Origin of the sequence: Advenella sp. S44, from assembly GCF_002810445.1 — a bacterium.
Lineage (GTDB): Bacteria > Pseudomonadota > Gammaproteobacteria > Burkholderiales > Burkholderiaceae_B > Advenella.
Map to the genome: position 1 here is coordinate 876,549 of NZ_NEXS01000003.1, position 18,800 is coordinate 895,348.

Sequence of the window (18,800 nt, forward strand, 5' to 3'; positions counted from 1 at the left end):
GCGCGACCAGCAGTCCGTACACCCAAGCGATCGCCGGCAGCTTCGTCGATAAAATTGCAGAAGGCCGCTGAATGGGAGTGACTAGTTGATAGGGATCACAGAAAGCAATAGTAGAAAAGAATAAAAAAAAGCCAGCATGCGGTACCCGATGCTGGCTTTTGTCTGGCCTGATGTTTCCTGGGGATGCTGTGAACCACAGCATCCTTTTCGTTGATTAGTAGAATGCCTGCAGGCCGGTTTGTGCACGACCCAGAATCAGGGCGTGTACATCATGGGTGCCTTCATAGGTATTGACCACTTCGAGATTGACCAAATGACGTGCTACGCCAAATTCATCTGAAATTCCATTGCCACCCAGCATGTCACGCGCCAGCCGGGCGATATCCAGCGATTTGCCGCAAGAGTTACGTTTCATGATGGAAGTGATTTCAACGGCGGCGGTGCCTTCGTCTTTCATTCGACCCAGGCGCAGGCAGCCTTGAAGCCCGAGCGTGATTTCTGTCTGCATGTCAGCCAGTTTTTTCTGGATCAGCTGGTTTTGCGCCAGCGGGCGGCCGAACTGCTTGCGATCCATTGTGTACTGACGCGCTGTGTGCCAGCAGGACTCGGCAGCGCCCAGCGCTCCCCAGGCGATCCCATAGCGCGCAGAGTTCAGGCATGTAAAGGGACCGCGCAGACCGCTGACGCCAGGCAACATTTGCTCATCAGACACTTGCACATCGTCCATCACAATTTCACCTGTGATAGAGGCGCGCAGGCCGACCTTGCCATGGATAGCAGGAGCGGACAGGCCTTTCATGCCTTTTTCCAAAATGAAGCCACGGATTTTTCCGTCAAAATCGCCACCAACGCATCGCGCCCATACAACAAACACATCTGCAATAGGCGAGTTGGTGATCCACATTTTGTTGCCGCTCAGGCTGTAGCCGCTGTCAGTTTTCTTTGCGCGGGTTTCCATGCCCTCGGGGTCAGAGCCGTGATTGGGCTCGGTCAGACCGAAGCAGCCAATCCATTCACCCGACGCCAATTTAGGCAGGTATTTGGATTTTTGTTCTTCGCTGCCGAATTCGTTGATGGGAACCATGACCAGCGAAGATTGCACACTCATCATGGAACGGTAGCCGGAATCAATGCGTTCAACTTCGCGCGCGATGAGCCCGTAGGCGACGTAGTTCAGGCCGCCACCACCGTATTGTTCCGGAATGGTCGGGCCCAGCAATCCCAGTTCGCCCATTTCGGTGAAAATCGCCGGATCGGTTTTTTCGTGGCGAAAAGCCTCAAGCACGCGGGGCGCCAATTTGTCCTGGCAGTAGGCCGCTGCAGCATCGCGGATCATGCGTTCTTCGTCAGTCAATTGCGCATTGAGCAGCAGTGGGTCGTCCCAGTGAAATGAAGGGTTAGAGGACATGTTTGGCTCCTGTCTATATTTATGAAATATGGCTTTCGGGTATAGGGGCTGATTCATTTTGGCGTCAGCACAGTCGTATCGGAAGTATTGTATGTGTTAAATTATCAATGATCAATTGATAAAAATGCACAATCTCGTGCACGATGTTCAGATTGTTTCTGTCAGGAGAGGAAAGTGCGCAAAGGTATTCCCAGCTTGGGCGCGTTGCAGGCGTTCGAAGCCTGCGCCCGCCTGGGTTCGTTTTCGCGGGCGGCCGAAGAATTGTCGCTGACCCACAGCGCAGTCTTTCGACAGGTCGAAGGCTTGGAAGCTCGATTGGGCGTGACGCTATTTAACCGCGTGCGCCGGCGCATCTCTCTGACAACGCAGGGCGCGGAATATGCCGCAAGGGTTCGGCACCACCTGGAGCAGTTGCAGAAAGATACTTTCGGCCTGATGAGTCGTTCAGGCCTCGGGCGAAGTCTGCATATTGCGACGCTTCCCACCTTGGCCACTACCTGGCTGATTCCCCGGCTGGCCGACTTTCAGCGCCATTGGCCGGACGTTCAGATCAGCCTGTCGGTGCGCACCCAGCCGTTCCAGTTCACGGACGTGCCGGTGGATGGCGCCATCTATCACGCCTCACAACCGTGGCCAAACACGCAAGGCGTCATGCTGTTTCGCGAAAAGGAGCTGGTGCCAGTGTGTTCCTCGCAATTGCTGGCACGAGCCAAGGCCAAGGGGGCAGAGGCACTGGCGCAACTGACACATTTGCACATGATGACCCGTCCTGATGCCTGGCCCAGTTGGTATGAACATAACGCAGTGCCATTTACCCCACTGGTGCTGGGTGGGCCACGCTACGAACTGTTCACCATGCTGCTGGCTGCCGTAGATGCAGGGCTGGGTGTGGCGCTGATGCCGGCTTTTGTTGCCCGTGAGCATATTAAAAGTGGACGTTATGTGATGCCGGTATCGGCCACGTTGCCAGTGGATACGGCCTATTATTTTGGTTATCCGAAAGCTGATGCCTATCCTGAAGCCTTGACCTTGTTTGAATCGTGGCTCAAGGTACAGGCGGCAGGCTAAGTGGCGGTGCGCCATTGTCAATGTCGTACTTTCCGAGGGTAACAACGCGGGAATCAAATCGCTTTTTGATAAAGCCTGGCCTCCATCTCGGATCGGGTGGCTGCGAACAAATGGTGGCCTGTGCGGTTGGTCTCACCCACGAAGTCTTGTAGCGCCTTGCTGCTGGCACTGTAGGCGGAAATGTCACCGAGGATTACCAAGCGCGTTTGGTAGTTCTGCATCTTCTGAAAGAAATGGCCCGCCTGTTTGCTGCTGAGTTGGAAGAACTCAGGTGTAAACCGACCAACCGGCACAACAATGACGTCGATCTCCTGGCCGTAGGTTTCCCCGATGAGGTCCAGCGCATCCTGCTCGCTCGCTAATGCAGGTCCTTCAGCGGCGGCAAAGTACACATTAAGATTACCTAAGCGTTCTATCCCCATGGCGATCTTCCATCCGTCATTCTTGGTCAGTTAAGTTATCTGCTGGGTTTCAAGTCCTTGTGGGACGATTCACCGATCAAACGATCGCTTCAAGGCTATAGCAGTTTGGCAAGGCAGTCAAACCAGTCGATAGGATAATTTTTGGACAACGGTTCTTGTCACACTGTTGCTTGTACCGGCGACGTATGCGTGTCCAATCGCAACATCTAGCGGTTGTCGTTGAGTTTACGAGTGTGGAAATAACGCAATGATCAGTTCGATCATGAGCGCGTGACTGTGATCGCATAAAAAAGCAGAATAACGCTGCTGCACTGACGGGCAGTACAGACGGTAAAAGGCCCGACCGAAGCCGGGCCCTGGCTGATAAGGAGGATACGATGCGGAAAATTCAACTGCTATTTTTTTGTCAATATCGTATTTTCCGATGTGCCTACTTGCAAGCATCGGCGTATCGACACACCCGCTTGGTCCGATCCTAGCGGAAAATCACCGTGCGGTGGTTATTGAGCAGAATGCGGTGTTCAACGTGATATTTGACGGCACGCGACAAGACCAGAGACTCAATGCCGCTGCCGACCCGGGTCAGCTCGTTGGCCGACATGGTGTGGTCGACCTGTTCGATATCCTGGGCAATAATCGGGCCTTCATCCAGTTCTGCCGTTACATAATGTGCGGTGGCGCCGATGATTTTTACGCCTCGCGCATGGGCCTGGTGATACGGACGGGCACCTTTGAAGCTGGGCAGAAAACTGTGGTGGATATTGATTGCCCGACCTTCCAGCGCACGACAGAACTGATCCGACAGGATCTGCATATAACGTGCCAGTACGACAACATCGGCCCGGTGGTTTTCGACCAGCGCCAGAACCTGCTTTTCCTGTTCGGCTTTGGTGTCCGGCGTCACGGGCAGGTAATGAAAGGGGATGCCATAGCCCGTGGCCAGTCTTTCGTAGTCGCGATGATTCGAGATGACAGCCACAATTTCAATTGGCAGCGATCCGCTATTGGCGCGAAACAGCAGATCATTCAAACAATGCCCCTGCTTGCTGACCATGATCAGCACGCGCGCCTTTTTGCGGCCCTCATGCAATTTCCAGGTCATATTGAATTTATCACCCAGTGGAATAAACTTCAGGCAGATATCGTCATAGCTGATCGCACTGTTCACGCTGAAATGAACCCGCAGAAAAAAACGCTGCGTTTCTTCATCTCCAAATTGCTGCGAATCCAGAATGTTGCCGTCCATTTCAAGCAGCAGGCCGGAAATGGCGTGCACGATGCCGGTTCGGTCAGGACAAGATACGGTCAGAATGTAATCGTTTTGCATGGGTGTTTTAAATAGGTTACGAGTAATATTTTAGTTGGTGCTAAGGGTCTGCCGGGTGCTGATGGCAATGGCCAGCGCTGCGGTCAGGCCCGGCGATTCAATGCCGAACAAATTGACCAGGCCGGGTACGCCATGATCGCCCGGGCCGGAAATCACGAAGTCGCCCGCCGCAGATGAGGCAGGTACGATTTTCGGTCGAATGCCGGCATAACCCGGATCGAGGGCATTGTCGGGCAGGCCTGGCCACCAGCTGCGAATGGCCTGTTCAAAAGCGGCGGCATGATCCGGGTTGACCAGATAATTTTCATTCTCGATCCACTCGGTATCGGGCCCGAATTTTGCCTGGCCGCCCATGTCCAGGGTGAGGTGTACGCCAAGGCCTGCGCGGTTGGGCATGGGATAGATCAGATGAGAAAACGGTGCACGGCGGTTCAGTGTGAAATAGCTGCCCTTGCAGTAATACTCGCCCGGAATATGTGCCAAATCGAGTCCGCCTATGTTGCGCGCCAGCGTGGGCGCATGCAGGCCAGACGCATTAATGAGGGTTCGACAGCGTAAGGTCATGGGTTCGTCCCCGCCGAAATGACAAGTAAAGGCGCCGTCGGCGTCGATATTCGCATGCAGCATGGGTGTGCGCAGAATCACCTGGGCGCCGGCGTTTTCTGCATCGCCCTGCAGCGCCAGCATATACGCATGGCTATCAATGATACCGGTTGACGGAGACAGTATCGCGGCGGCGCAGTCTAGTTCGGGTTCCAGCTTGCGCGTCTGCTCGGCAGTCAGCCACTGCAGATCGTCTACACCGTTGGCCTTACCCTGGGCGACGATTTTTTCCAGATACGGCACCTGGTTCTCGTCTGTGGCAACCAGTAGCTTGCCCATGCGTTTGTAGGGAATATGGCGCGCATCGCAATAGGTATACAGCTGCTTTTTGCCTTCTACACAAAGGCGGGCCTTCAGGCTGCCAGCCGGATAATATAAACCGGCATGAATCACTTCGGAGTTGCGTGAGCTGGTGCCCATGCCGATGCCTTCTTCGGCTTCCAGTACCAAAACCTCGGCTCCCGAACACGCCAGTTCGCGGGCGATGGCAAGCCCGACCACGCCGGCGCCGACGACGATGCATTCAATATCAATACTCATTTATGTTTCAGTCAAGGTAGGGGTCAGGTCAAAACTGCCCGCATGATAGACCAGGGGCAGCGAATCGGTATGGTGGCACTGCTCTACCTCGCCGATCAGGATCATGTGATCCCCTTCGTGGTAGTGATTGCGGTTGTAGCATTCAAACCAGGCCGAGCAATAGCGGTCATCCAGTTTGGGAACCTGCTCGTCAGTGGCGCCTGGTGTCCACAGTATGTCATGGAAACGTTCCTGCGGACTGCCGGTGGAAAACTGGCGGGCCAGCGCAAGTTGCTCGGCGTTCAATATGTGGATGTTGTAGCGCGTGAGCTGTTCAAACGCTTCCCGGTTGGAAGAGGATTTGATCAGGCTCCAGAGCACCAGCGGGGGGTTCAGCGAAACTGAATTGAACGAGCTGACAGTCAACCCGATGGGATGACCGGTTTGCGGATGTGTGGCCGTCACGATGGTGACCCCGGTCGCAAAGCGGCCCAGTGCCGACTTGAAATCCCGTGAGTCAAAATCCGGGGCCTGTGCGCTCATTGTGTCAATACCTTATTTCTCGGCTTTGTCATCATGTCAGGGAGATAGGCGGACCAGGGACCAGCCAGCGTCGTCGTCACGCGTATAACGAAGCCGATCATGCAGCCGCGATGGGCGGCCCTGCCAGAACTCGATCATTTCCGGCACGACCACATAGCCTCCCCAGTGGGGCGGCTTCGGGACAGCGTCGCCGAATTTTTCTCGAAAATCCTCTGCACGTTCTTCCAATTCTTCGCGGCTAATCACCTGGCTTTGCTTGGATGCCCAGGCACCGATCCGGGATCCCAGCGGACGGGTGACGAAGTAGTCGGTCGACTCCGCTTCGGGCAGTTGCCGCGCGATACCGTTGATTTGAACCTGGCGTTCCAGTCCCAGCCATACGAATAGCAGGCTGACTGCGGCATTGCCGGCAATATCGTGGCCCTTGCTCGACTCGTAGTTGGTAAAAAAGGTGAAGCCTTCGACCGTGAGGTCCTTGAGCAGGACGGTGCGCGAGGATGGTCTGTGGCGCGCGTCGACGGTGGACAGCACCATGGCGTTGGGTTCAACGATGCCGCCGGAGACGGCATCGTTGAACCAGCGTTCGAATTGTTTGATCGGGTCGGGATCGACCTGGGATTCCAGAAGTACGTTCTGTTCGTAGTTCTGCCGTAAATCTGCGAGCGTCATAATTACTTCTTCAGGGAAAATACCTAAAGGAATAGTGTACTGCACTTGGGCGGATTTCCCGGTCAATTCCCGGTCCCCGACAGCAGATTGCCCTGCTCAGGGAGCTGATTTTACCGGGTACGTTTTTTTGAGCGTATCTGCCAGTTTGAACAGGGCGTGGTCCTGGATGTTGGCATCCGACAGGGCGTGCGCGGTTTCGATCACATACTCAGGGCAGGGGCCATTCTGGCCAGTGGCGTTCAGGATGATTTGCAGGGTTTCCTCGAAGGTCAGGTCCTTGGCGTAGGCGTGGTTTTCCCGATCCATGATAAAGGCCAGGGCGCGCACTGTCCCTTGTTCCGTTGCGCAATGGGTCCACGTTGGGATATAGGCGCCCGAGACCATTTCGCGTTTCCATAAGGCGCGAAATTCCTGTTCCAGCGCATCAGGCCGAAGTTTAAAGACTTTGCCTTCGCATTTGCCGCCTTGATCCAGGCCGAACACCAGACCCGGCCGTTCCGGCGTGCCGCGGTTGACGCTGGACCACAGGCACAGCGCGCGATGATAACCATGGAGGGTGGCCAGGCGGCATTCCTGAAATTCGAACTCCGGTCGCCAGATCAGGGATCCGTAGCCAAAAACCCAGACATTATCCGGATCAGTATTGGCGAGGTTTTGCTGCATGGAATGCTCGACTTCTTCGTCTGTCCACAGGCGGAACTGGCGGATATGGTCGAGCGCTTTTTGTAAGGGATTCCTGATTGGTTCAGCCACGGAATGAACTTCTTTGAATGTGCATTAAAATACGACAGGAGTCCGGAATGCAGATGACGCCAGACTTGCCGGACCCCGGCAGGTAAATCTTTAAAATCAGTTTAGTATAGGGCAGATTCAATTGTAATGGATACAACAATAAATGATAAGCAAAGACGTTTCAGCGGTTTACAGCGTCTGTATGGCGATGGAGCAATAGCTCGCCTGGAGCAGGCCCATGTCATGGTGGCCGGCATTGGTGGCGTCGGCTCCTGGACAGCCGAGGCCTTGGCTCGTACCGGCGTGGGCGAACTGACACTGATCGACCTGGACCATATCGCCGAATCGAATGTGAACCGGCAAATTCATGCACTCTCGGCCACGCTGGGTCAGGCCAAAATTCAGGCCATGGCTGAGCGCATTGCAGGCATCAATCCTGATTGCCGCGTGAATCAGGTCGACGACTTTCTGGGACCCGATAATGTTGATACGCTGCTGCAGGCGCGACCCGTCAGCGTACTGGTGGATGCGACTGATCAGGTCGCGGCCAAGATTGCCATGGTGCTGGCCAGCCAGCGTGAGCAGATTCCGTTTATTATGTGTGGTGGCGCCGGGGGCAAGCTGGATGCACTCACACTGACCGCCGGGGATTTATCCACGGCGCGCAACGATGCTTTGCTGGGCCGTATCCGGCAACAGTTGCGCAAGCAGCACGGGTTCGCCAAAGGTTCGGATCGTCACGGCAAGGCCCTGCGCAAGGCGCCTGCCATGCGCGTTTTTGCGCTCTGGTTCGACCAACCTGCCATTCTGCCCCAGGCATGGGGGGCGCCAGAAGAGCGTGGGGGGCCTCAGGGGTTGTCCTGCGCTGGCTACGGATCTGCGGTCACGGTAACCGCAGCAATGGGTATGGCAGCGGCTGGCGAAGCGATTCGCAGAATTCTGGCCTGACCCCGACGCATTGCGGCGTTGCCAATATAGCACCCGCTTAAAATAGCACCCGCTTAAAACAGAAAAACGGCAGAACACCGTCGTGATCATGGTTTTGGTCATGGCTGCGGCTGCGGCTGCGCGTGCGCTTTGCTACGGTGGCCATCTGCTAAGGCGAGCAGTGAATGGAAGGGGAACGCTGAATGGGGCGCATGTTGATGGATAGCTCGTCGCTCTTTCCTTGTTCGACGACAGCGTCAAGCCGGGTTGTGGCGTCAGCAGTGGCGGATACAAGACAATTTATAATAAAATTACCCGGGTAATATTGCAATTATATTTATACCCGGGTAATATTAGAGTTGTACTTATCAAGCCAACTCAGGAGTCCGACAATGACTGCAACCCCGGAACAAACCTACACCGTGTTTCATGGATACCGCAAGCTTGCTTCCGGTACGCTGCCCCAAGTTGCGGCAGCATATCAGGCGGCCCTGAAAACACCGTCAACCAGCGCGGTATTAATATTCGACGATGTCACTGGTCGTTCGACCGATATTGATTTGCGGCTACTGGATGCCGCAGCGCCAATCGATCAGCAGAACGGTTTTCACCCACAGGTGACAACCCCGCAAACGGGTAGCGGGGCAGTAGGGGCGACTATGCCCGATAGCATGGACGCCACCGATTCGTCATCGCATCGTACGGTGTCGACGCAGGAGAGCAACGATCAGACTGGGCGGCGACGCGGCCGACCGAAGCTCGGCGTGATTTCCCGGGAGGTCACATTGCTGCCCAGGCATTGGGAATGGCTGGCAGCCCAGCCAGGGGGAGCGTCGGTCGCGTTACGCAAGTTGGTGGAGTCGGCCCGGATCAGCAATACGGCCCGAGACAGCCGCCGCAAAGCCCAGGAACGGGCCTATCATTTCATGCTGGCACTGGGTGGTGATCTGGCTGGTTACGAAGAGGCCACACGGGCGCTGTTTGCCGATGATACTAAGGCGCTGGAAACACATATCGCCGGCTGGCCGGACGATGTGCGCACACATGCGCTGAAGCTGGCCACTAACGCCTGAGGGCGGCCACGATAGCTGATGCGCCGCCCGACTGTCGGTACCCGTGCGTCACGCATTGCCCGCAGCGCCTTTGCCGCAAGCAGCGATTGCGCGGCGGCACCACAGTTTGTGCGCGCGGCAGTCCGGGACGCAGGCGGATGTCCAACTTACCCCACAGTTACGATGTCAGGGCCGCCGTCGCTTCAGATGTGCGTGCCAGAAACTCATCAAGGACAAGGCCGGTATGGGAGACGGATTTTTTCGCAATAATGTCCGGTACCGGTCCCATCGCAACGACTTGGCCGCCGCCGTTGCCGCCCTCGGGCCCCATGTCAACGATCCAGTCCGCCTCGGCCATGATATCCAGATTGTGTTCAATAACAACAACGGTGTTGCCGGCCTCAACAAGACGATGCAGCACAACAATGAGTTTTTCGACGTCGGCCATGGACAAGCCCACGGTGGGCTCGTCCAGCACGTAGAGCGTGTGCGGCCTGCTAGAAGCCCTGCCGGTTTTGATCACGCCTTCATCAAGGCGCGCCTTGACCAGTTCAGAAACCAGCTTGATCCGCTGGGCTTCACCGCCAGACAATGTCGGCGAAGGCTGGCCCAGTGTGAGGTAGCCCAAACCGACATCCTGGAGCAGTTGCAGTGAACGCTTGACCCGCGGATGGGCGGCGAAATAGGGGATCGCGTCATCGACTTCCATCTGCAGCACCTGGCCGATATTTTTGTCACGTAGCCGGATCGCCAGTGTATCCGGGTTGAAACGATTGCCGTTACACGCTTCGCAGGGTACTTTGATATCCGGCAGAAAGCTCATTTCAATGGTGCGCATACCCTGGCCTTCGCAAATCGGGCAGCGTCCGTCACCGGTATTGAATGAAAAGCGCGATGCGCTCCAGCCACGGATTTTTGCATCCCGGGTTTCGGCGAACTGACGCCGCACGTCATCCCAGAAGCCGATATAGGTTGCCGGGCAGGAGCGCGGCGTTTTGCCTATCGGTGTCTGATCAACCTCCAGCACGCGATCAATGCGCTCCCAGCCCGTGATGTCATCGCAACCGCGCCATGCTGGTGGTGTTTTTGCGCCAATGACGCCCTTGAGATTGTCCAGCAGCACATCGCGTGCGAGCGACGACTTACCCGAACCGGACACGCCGGTTATGACGCTCAGACTGCCCTTGGGGATGCGCACGTTCACGTGGCGCAGATTATGCAAATGAGCACGATGAATTTCGATATAGTCGGTATTGGCATTGACGGGCTGGCCCGGGCGCAACGGATGCACCATCGGATGCGCCAGATAACGTCCTGTCAGGGAATGCTCGTTGCTGATGATATCGTTGTAGCTGCCCTGCGCCACCACGGTACCGCCGCGAACGCCGGCGCCCGGCCCCATATCGATAATGTGTTCGGCGCGGCGAATGGTATCGTCGTCGTGTTCCACCACAACGAGTGTATTGCCGTTGCCTTCCAGTCTTGACAGCGCATTGAGCAGGATGCGATTGTCGCGAGGATGCAGGCCGATAGTGGGCTCATCCAGAATGTAGCAGACGCCCTGCAGATTGGAGCCCAGTTGCGCGGCCAGGCGGATGCGCTGGGCTTCGCCCCCCGACAGCGTTGGCGCCGACCGGTCCAGTCCCAGGTAGCCCAGGCCAACTTCTTCCATGAAGGCCAGACGGCTTTTTATTTCATTCAGGATATCGCGCGCAATCTCGGCATCGCGCCCTTTCAGGACCAGGCCGGCAAAGAAGGTGTGCGCTTCGCTGACCGGTAGTGCGGCCAGGTCTGCAATGCTGCGGTCTTTCCAGCGTACGGCCAGCGCATTGCGGTTCAGGCGCTGGCCATGGCAGGCAGGGCAGGCCGCAAGCTCGTGCTCTTCGTCACCCGAGAGGTTTTTCCAGGTCTCTTCTTCACCGCTTTGTTCTTCATCGAATCCGGTCAATTTGACACCGGTCCCGAAGCAGGAATGACACCAGCCATGCTTTGAGTTATAGGAAAACAGACGTGGATCGGGTTCAGGAAAGCTGGTCCCACAGCAGGGGCACGCGCGCTTGGTGGAAAAGTGCTGCTGTTCCAGCTCGCTGGCGTGCAGTGGATCGGCCGGATCCAGGTCCATGATGATACTCATGGAACCGTGGCCGGTTTCCAGCGCGCTCTGCAGCGCTTGCTTGAGGCTGGCTTCCGCTGCTGGAGCAATGACGAGATCGGCTACGGGCAATTCGATGGTATGTTCCTTGTAGCGATCCAGCCTTGGCCAGGGTTTGACCGGCATGAAATCACCGTCGACGCGCAAATGCGTATAACCCTTGCCTTCGGCCCATTTGGCCAGATCCGTGTAATAACCTTTGCGAGCGGTCACCAGCGGAGCAAGAACGCCGATGTGCCGGCCCTTGCACTGGCTCATGATGCGGGCAAAAATCTGTTCCTGGGATTGCGGTTCCACCGGTACCTGGCAATCCGGGCAGTATTGGGTGCCGAGTTTGACGTAAAGCAGTCGCAGAAAATGGTGGGCTTCGGTCATGGTGCCCACCGTGGATTTACGCCCGCCACGACTGGTGCGTTGCTCAATGGCGACGGTTGGCGGGATGCCGTAAATGGCGTCCACATCGGGTTTGCCGGCGGGTTGCACCACGGCGCGCGCGTACGCATTAAGCGATTCCAGATAGCGGCGCTGCCCTTCATTGAACAGGATATCGAAGGCCAGCGTGGACTTGCCTGATCCCGACACGCCGGTAATGACCGTAAAGGTATTGTGCGGGATATGGACGTTGACGCCCTTGAGGTTATGTTCCTTTGCGTTAAGGATATCAATTTGCGACGGCGTATCGCGCCGTACGGGAACCAGTGCTGCGCTGTCTGCATAAGCGACGCCCGGGGGCTCCTGCAGTGACAGCGGGGCGCTGGCGATGATGCTGGATTCGTATTCGCGCAAGGCCGTGCCGGTGTGCGACCCGTCAATGTCCATGACCGTGGCGGGAGCCCCTTCGGCCACAATACGACCGCCGCCCACGCCGCCTTCCGGCCCCAGATCAATCAGCCAGTCGGCAGCGCGGATCACATCCAGATTGTGCTCGATGACTAGCAGAGAATGGCCGGCGCCCAGCAGCTTGCGAAAGGCGCCCATGAGCCGGGCGACATCGTCAAAATGCAGGCCGGTGGTGGGTTCGTCAAACAGGAACAGGCTGCCTTTTTTGGCGACCTTGGCCGACGAGATGCCGCTGCGCGCGGCTTCGGCCAGGTGGCCGGCCAGCTTGAGGCGCTGGGCTTCGCCGCCGGACAGGGTGGGCACGGGCTGCCCCAACTTGAGATACTCCAGGCCCACGTCAATGAGCGGCACAAGGCTGGTCTGGACATCGCGCAAACCTTTGAAAAACGACAGCGCCTCGCTGACGGTCATATCCAGTACCTGGTCGATAGATGCGCTGTTGCCCAGGTGCTCTACGCGGACCTCAAGAATTTCCGGTCGAAAGCGCTTGCCATCGCAGTCGGGACAACGGATATAGACGTCGGACAGGAACTGCATTTCAACATGTTCGAAGCCCGTGCCGCCGCAGGTGGGGCAACGCCCGTCGCCGCTGTTAAAGCTGAACGTGCCCGGCGTGTAACCACGCTCGCGGGCTGCCGGGGCTTGCGAAAACAGCTTGCGGATCGCCTCGAACGCTCCCACGTAACTGGCCGGATTGGACCTGGCGGTTTTGCCGATGGGACTTTGATCGACCATGACAACGCTGGCAATTTGCTCTGCACCCAGCAAGCGGGTGAAGGAGCCAGGTGCCTCGGTCGGGCGACCGAAATGCTTGAGCAGTGCCGGATATAGGACGTCCTGAACCAGCGTGGATTTGCCTGAGCCCGATACGCCTGTCAGGCATACCAAGCGACCCAGGGGAATGGCGGCATCGACGTTTTGCAGATTGTTCGCGCTGACGCCTTCGATGATCAGTTTCGGGGTGTTGGGCTGAACAGACATGGGGCGCGGTGCTTCAACGCGCAACTGGCCGCTCAGGTAGCGACCGGTGAGCGAGCTGCCTTCGCGCAACCGCTGTGGCGTGCCGTCAAAGACGATCTGTCCGCCGCGCTCGCCCGGTCCGGGGCCGATATCCAGAATTCGGTCGGCCGCCACCATGACCTGCGGATCGTGCTCGACCACAACCAGGGTGTTGCCGGCATCGCGCAGGCGATGCAATACCTGGACAATCCGGTGCATGTCACGCGGATGCAGGCCAATAGACGGTTCATCCAGCACAAAAAGCGTGTTGACCAGAGACGTGCCAAGGGCGGTAGTCAGGTTGATACGCTGGACTTCACCACCAGACAGGGTCCGGCTTTGCCGGTCCAGGCTCAGGTAGCCCAAGCCTACATTACAAAGAAAATCAAGCCGACTGCGGATTTCCTGGAGCACCAGGTCCATCGCGCTGTCCATGAAAACCGAGAGTGCCAGAGTGGCAAAAAATTCGCGCACCTGGGTGATGGGCAGGCGCATCAGATCATGGATGCCAAGCCCGTCAAGCGCCGTAAGCGTTGGCGCCGACCACTTTGCATGCACCGGCATGAAGCGTGTATAGCTTCCCATGATGTTGTCGCCCACCGGCGCGTCACCCAGCCGCCAGAGCGTCGCATCAGGTTTGAGGCGGGAGCCGTGGCAGGCCGGGCAGGGAGTATAGCTGCGATATTTGGACAGCAGCACGCGCACATGCATCTTATATGACTTGGTTTCGAGCCAGTCGAAAAAGCGCTGCACGCCATACCACTGATGTTTCCAGGCCGATGCGCCGCCTTTCCATTCGGGGTCGCCGTAAAGCACCCAGTGCTGTTCAGCATCGTTGAGCTGCTTCCAGGGCGTGTCGGTGCGAATACCGGCTTTTTTGGCGTATTGCATCATTTCAGTCTGGCATTCGCTGTAGCTGGGTGTCTGCCAGGGTTTGACGGCGCCTTCCTGCAACGTTTTGGTTTCGTCGGGAATCACCAAACCGAAGTCGATGCCCATGGCGCGGCCGAAGCCTCGGCAGGTTTCGCAGGCCCCGAGCGGCGAGTTGAAGGAGAAGGTGCTGGGCAGCGGCGACGAATAAGTAATATCGCAATTGGCGCAGTGCAACTGCTCGCTGAACTTCCACGATTGGAGCGGCCCGCCGTCATTGTCAACGGCATAGACCGTGCACATGCCGGTGCCGTAACGCAGACAGGCTTCGAGCCCTTCGATGATTCGCGATTTTTCGGTGGTGGAAAAGCGGAAGCGGTCCTGGACCACATGCAGAATGCGGCTGATCTCGACCTTCTGCGACTTGCTGCGTCCTTTTGGCACAACGGTTGTGCTGCGTTCCTCTTCGGCGTGGACACGGGTATAGCCTTGCTGTTCCAGATACTGGCGGACCTCTTCTTCGGTGTAGTTGCCGGGAACGGCCACGGGAAAGGTCAGGATAAGACGCGGATCGCCCAGTGCCGCCGTAGCGCCTGCAAGAAATTCATGAATGGTATCGGGATTGTCCTTGCGCACTTCTGTTGCGCATTGGCGGCAATAGAGCCTGGCAGCCCGGGCAAACAGCAATTTGATGTGGTCATTGAGCTCTGTCATGGTGCCGACCGAACTGCGGGAGTTGCGCACGGGATTGGTCTGATCAATGGCGATGGCGGGCAGGATGCCTTCAATACGGTCGGCCTGCGGCTTGTCCATGCGGTCCAGAAATTGCCTGGCATAAGGAGAGAAGGTTTCTACGTATTTGCGCTGGCCCTCGGCGTAAAGCGTATCGAAGGCCAGCGAGCTTTTGCCCGAGCCTGATACGCCGGTAATAACCACGAATTCGCCGGTGTTGAACGTGACATCGAGATTTTTAAGATTGTTTTGTCTGGCGCCGAAAATCCGGATCTGCGAACTCATGAAGTGCTCCGAAGGCCCCTGGAAATGACCACGGGGCGATGAGGATGAAATTGATTCTTACTGTATAAATAAACAGGTATAATATTGTCGCATATTAATTGATTTCTGACACGGCGCAGCACAAAAAATCTTCAGGCCGGCTGGTGTCATCGTCCGGTGGTGCAATGTGCATGCCAGCGACTTCCATACCCGCCAATCCCGGGTGCCAGGCAGGGCTTGTTATCCGTACTGCCTGGCAGGGCCGCGTTATAAACGAGGAAGAGGCGCATTCCCGGCCCGTGGGTCGCTTGCAATGTGCCTGGTTTGTGTCGGCGTGGTGTTGGGTTTACACTTTCGCACGCGGATCACCTTTTTCGCATGTCTACAATCGGCCTTGTCACCTGCAGGATAAATTCTATTTATGAAAAAGCAACCGCTATCACATTCCCAACCGCCCCTGGGATTGACCATGGGCGATGCTGCGGGCATTGGCCCTGAACTGGTAGCCAAGTTGTTCCATCAGGGGCTGCCGGTGCCAGCTGTCGTGTACGGCGATGCCGGTGCGATATCGCGAGCGGTCTCCCAGTTGGCTTTCACGTTGCCGGTCACGCCCTACTGCTCGGTAGGGCAGTGGCAGGCTGCGCAGCAGGCTGGGGCAATGGCACCCGACATTCCGGTTATTAACTGCGCCGACCCGCTGCCCGACAATCTGCCGCTGGGACAGGTTAATGCACAGGCGGGCCTGGCCTCGTATCACTTTTTGCAAGCGGCCATTGCCGACGCCATGGCGGGGCAGCTTTCGGCGATTGTCACTGCACCCCTGAACAAACTATCGCTGAAAGCCGGTGGCATTGATTTTCCAGGGCACACGGAAATTCTGGCGCACACGGCAGGGGTGTCGCGCGTTGCCATGATGCTGCTTAATGAGCAATTGCGGGTGATTCTGGTAACCATTCATGTGTCCCTGCAAGAGGTGCCGGCGCTGATTACATTTGAAAACGAGCTGGCTGTTATCCGGCTGGCCGACCGAGCCTGCCGTATGCTGGGTCTGGCAGCGCCTCGCATTGCCGTGGCAGGACTCAATCCACATGCGGGCGAGGGCGGTCGGTTCGGCCATGAAGATGAGGCGGTGATCCGACCCGCGATTGAGGCCGCCCGGGCAGACGGCCTCAATGTCACCGGGCCGTTTCCGGGAGACACGGTCTTTATGCGGGCGCGGCGGGGCGACTTTGATATTGTGGTGGCGCAATATCATGATCAGGGCTTGATTCCCGTCAAATACCTGGGCGTTGACAACGGCGTCAATGTCACGGTGGGCCTGCCATTCATTCGGACCAGCGTCGATCATGGCACGGCATACGATATTGCAGGCCAGGGGATCGCGGATCCGTCTTCGCTTCGGGTCGCCTGTGAACTGGCGCTGCAAATGCACAATCCCTTTGTCTGATTTTTGCGCCAGCAATGGCGATTGCTGCAAAATACATGGATAAATGCCTGATTTAATGCTAGAATGCCCGATTACGTAAAAAATTTCTCGGAGAATCTCATGGCAGAAGTCAAACGCACTCGCCGCAACACGCTGGAGCGTCGTTGCCTGGGTAAAGCATTCAAGCGTCTTTTTGTGCGCTCCCCCAAAGGCGTGTTCAAAATGCTGGAAAAAGTAAAACGCGCATAATCGCCGGGTGGTGAAAGCATTCAAAACCGGCGTTGGCCAGAATGCCCGTAGGTAACCGTCGTTGCATTGCGTCGTGTGTGTTGCCGGGCCTGTTTGTCTTGGCGCTGTGTTATTGAACGGTATCACACCTTGTCGCCTGATCGCGAAACCGAAAAGCCACTTATGCAAGTGGCTTTTTTCTCGCCTGTCAACGGGTTGCCGGCGATGCGGTGGTGATTTGCAGGCGCTTGCGGGACTCGATGACATCCATCCATGCGGCAAAGATTACTTTTTGCTACAAGTTGCGCATCGTTTTCATCACATTCTCTGCTATCGTAACCGAACGAAAAAAATACAATAACGATCGGAATCGAATACGTAAAGCTATGACGCATAATCTTTATTTTTTCACGGTGTTGACGCCGACCTATAATCGCGTTCATACCCTTGAGCGCGTCTATCGGTCCTTATGCGAACAGCAGTTCAAGGATTTTGAATGGCTGGTTATCGATGACGGTTCTACCGACAATACGCGGGAAAAAATTGAAACCTGGCAAGGTGATTCACCGTTCCCCATTCGGTATGTGTGGCAACTTAATCAGCATAAGAAAACCGCGTTCAACACCGGGGTCAAGCAGGCCTGGGGAAGGCTGATCGTTGCGCTCGACAGCGACGATAGCCTGTTGCCCGATTCGCTGCAGTCAATGGCCGATGTATGGCGTGGTATTCCGGATGATCTGAAAAGCGGATATATCGCCGTCACGGGACTGTGCGCTCGTCCGGATGGCAGCATCGTGGGCGATCGCTTCCCCGAAGACGTCATGGACATGACGACGCTGGATATGAGTTTCAAACACCATGTGAAGGGCGAAAAGTTCGGCTGTCTTCAAACCCAGGTGCTCAAGCACTATCCATTTCCAGAAGATATCGAGGGTTTTGTGCCGGAAAGCGTAGTTTGGCGCGCGATTGCCCGCGATGGCTACATGACGCGCTTTGTCAACACGGTATTTCGCAAGTACTACGAAAGTGCTGACTCGCTGACCATGGAAGGCGAAAGCTCGGTGAACAGACATGCAATGGGTATTTTGTTACTCGCCCGCGACACCGTCGTCAATTGTTTGCCATGGTTCCGTTATCAGCCCGTTGCTTTTTTGCTGGCTGCAGCGAGATATACGCGGTTTCGCCTGCATTTGCAACATGACGGACGACCGTTGCCGCCTACCGCGGAGTTGCAGGGCAAGATGTCCAGGCTGCTTGTCTGGCTGATGTACCCGGTCGGGTGGGCGCTCTACCTGAAAGATCGACGCGGGTCGGCGGAAAGACTAAGCAACTAGCCCATTCTTGCCTACGTCGTTACCACAAGGCGCTGCGCGTATTTGCATCCCTGGATGCAGCGAGATCAATGCATGGCTGGATCAATGAATGATGCCGTTAATGTCTGTGACGATTAATGCGCGATCGGATACTACCCGTGTTGATCTATGCATGGGACCGATTAATGCCGCTTACCGTTCAATGCAGGGTGGTCGAGGGCGGCGTGGTGGGGGCTGGCGGGTCTTCGCCGTCTTCGTCGCCATCGTCGTCTTCTTCGGGTCCCATGATTTCCTCGGGTTCCGGTTCCCTCATGCCAAACGGCAGCAATTCTTCAATATCATCTGCCCATTCCACTTCTTCGCCTTCGAAGTCGATACGCACAAAACGGGCGTTTTCGATATCGGTAATTTGGATTCCCCACAGGAATTCGCAAGCGTAGACTTCTTCTTCAGGGTTTTCCAGGTCGCTGGATTCGCTGACCAGCCTTGAGCCCGGGCCGCCCATATCAAGGGTGACGATATCGTCGGGATTTTCATCTGCAATATCCAGGGGGACACCGAAAGCGACCCATTCCAACCCGTCTTCGGTGGTGTCGATTTCGGCAATAACCGGTTTGCCCAGATAGGCGGTTAATGAGACTGCGGTTTTTTTAAGCAGCGCAATTTCGTGTTCGGTGAAGGTGGGTTCAGGTACAAAACTCATAAC

Annotated in this window: 15 protein-coding genes; 6 read left to right on the top strand and 9 right to left on the bottom strand. The window is 56.5% G+C overall.

The window, feature by feature from the left end:
* Window positions 1–214: 214 nt before the first annotated feature.
* Window positions 215–1,408, bottom strand: coding sequence for an acyl-CoA dehydrogenase (locus CAP48_RS08135; protein ID WP_100695482.1), 1,194 nt, complete (start codon window positions 1,406–1,408; stop codon window positions 215–217).
* Window positions 1,409–1,582: 174 nt separating this feature from the next.
* Between CAP48_RS08135 and CAP48_RS08140 the strand changes: the two genes are divergently transcribed.
* Window positions 1,583–2,476: a LysR substrate-binding domain-containing protein gene (locus tag CAP48_RS08140; RefSeq protein WP_100695483.1), complete on the top strand. Its 894-nt coding sequence runs from the start codon at window positions 1,583–1,585 to the stop codon at window positions 2,474–2,476.
* Window positions 2,477–2,529: 53 nt separating this feature from the next.
* Here the strand turns inward: CAP48_RS08140 and CAP48_RS08145 are convergent, their stop codons facing one another.
* From CAP48_RS08145 to CAP48_RS08175, 6 genes are all read right to left on the bottom strand, one after another.
* Complete coding sequence (locus CAP48_RS08145) at window positions 2,530–2,898, bottom strand: DUF4180 domain-containing protein (protein ID WP_100695484.1); 369 nt, start codon at window positions 2,896–2,898, stop codon at window positions 2,530–2,532.
* Window positions 2,899–3,373: 475 nt separating this feature from the next.
* On the bottom strand, window positions 3,374–4,225 hold the full coding sequence (gene purU, locus CAP48_RS08155) for a formyltetrahydrofolate deformylase (protein WP_100695486.1): 852 nt from the start codon (window positions 4,223–4,225) through the stop codon (window positions 3,374–3,376).
* Between the two features lie 30 nt (window positions 4,226–4,255).
* Window positions 4,256–5,368 (bottom strand): NAD(P)/FAD-dependent oxidoreductase, encoded by a 1,113-nt coding sequence (locus CAP48_RS08160; RefSeq protein ID WP_100695487.1) that lies wholly within the window; start codon window positions 5,366–5,368, stop codon window positions 4,256–4,258.
* Entirely contained in the window at window positions 5,369–5,890 is a 522-nt protein-coding gene (locus CAP48_RS08165) for a flavin reductase family protein (RefSeq protein ID WP_100695488.1), read from the bottom strand. It abuts the gene before it with no gap.
* Between the two features lie 36 nt (window positions 5,891–5,926).
* Window positions 5,927–6,559 carry a pyridoxamine 5'-phosphate oxidase gene (pdxH, locus tag CAP48_RS08170; protein WP_100695489.1) on the bottom strand — a complete coding sequence of 211 codons (633 nt, stop codon included), beginning with the start codon at window positions 6,557–6,559 and terminating at the stop codon, window positions 5,927–5,929.
* A 96-nt stretch (window positions 6,560–6,655) separates the two neighbouring features.
* Entirely contained in the window at window positions 6,656–7,222 is a 567-nt protein-coding gene (locus tag CAP48_RS08175; protein WP_100696718.1) for a gamma-glutamylcyclotransferase, read from the bottom strand.
* A gap of 216 nt (window positions 7,223–7,438) precedes the next feature.
* On the opposite strand from CAP48_RS08175, the gene CAP48_RS08180 reads away from it, so the two are divergent.
* A complete protein-coding gene (locus CAP48_RS08180; RefSeq protein WP_192871300.1) occupies window positions 7,439–8,239 on the top strand; it encodes a ThiF family adenylyltransferase in 801 nt (266 codons plus the stop codon).
* A 371-nt stretch (window positions 8,240–8,610) separates the two neighbouring features.
* A complete protein-coding gene (locus CAP48_RS08185) occupies window positions 8,611–9,291 on the top strand; it encodes a DUF2239 family protein (RefSeq protein ID WP_100695491.1) in 681 nt (226 codons plus the stop codon).
* Window positions 9,292–9,448: 157 nt separating this feature from the next.
* Here CAP48_RS08185 and uvrA read toward each other — a convergent pair whose 3' ends face one another.
* Window positions 9,449–15,148 (bottom strand): excinuclease ABC subunit UvrA, encoded by a 5,700-nt coding sequence (uvrA, locus tag CAP48_RS08190; RefSeq protein WP_100695492.1) that lies wholly within the window; start codon window positions 15,146–15,148, stop codon window positions 9,449–9,451.
* Window positions 15,149–15,548: 400 nt separating this feature from the next.
* Here uvrA and pdxA point away from each other — a divergent pair, with 400 nt between their 5' ends.
* The 3 genes from pdxA to CAP48_RS08200 all read left to right on the top strand — a co-directional run bounded on the left by pdxA (window position 15,549) and on the right by CAP48_RS08200 (window position 18,115).
* The gene (gene pdxA / locus CAP48_RS08195) at window positions 15,549–16,574 is read left to right on the top strand and encodes a 4-hydroxythreonine-4-phosphate dehydrogenase PdxA (protein WP_100695493.1); all 1,026 of its coding nucleotides are present in this window, start codon (window positions 15,549–15,551) and stop codon (window positions 16,572–16,574) included.
* 99 nt (window positions 16,575–16,673) lie between these two features.
* On the top strand, window positions 16,674–16,802 hold the full coding sequence (locus CAP48_RS20545; RefSeq protein ID WP_024006693.1) for a hypothetical protein: 129 nt from the start codon (window positions 16,674–16,676) through the stop codon (window positions 16,800–16,802).
* Between the two features lie 365 nt (window positions 16,803–17,167).
* Window positions 17,168–18,115, top strand: a complete 948-nt coding sequence (locus CAP48_RS08200) for a glycosyltransferase family 2 protein (RefSeq protein ID WP_100696720.1) — start codon at window positions 17,168–17,170, stop codon at window positions 18,113–18,115.
* Window positions 18,116–18,293: 178 nt separating this feature from the next.
* On the opposite strand, the gene CAP48_RS08205 is transcribed toward CAP48_RS08200, so the two are convergent.
* On the bottom strand, window positions 18,294–18,797 hold the full coding sequence (locus tag CAP48_RS08205; RefSeq protein ID WP_100695494.1) for a hypothetical protein: 504 nt from the start codon (window positions 18,795–18,797) through the stop codon (window positions 18,294–18,296).
* Window positions 18,798–18,800 lie beyond the last annotated feature (3 nt).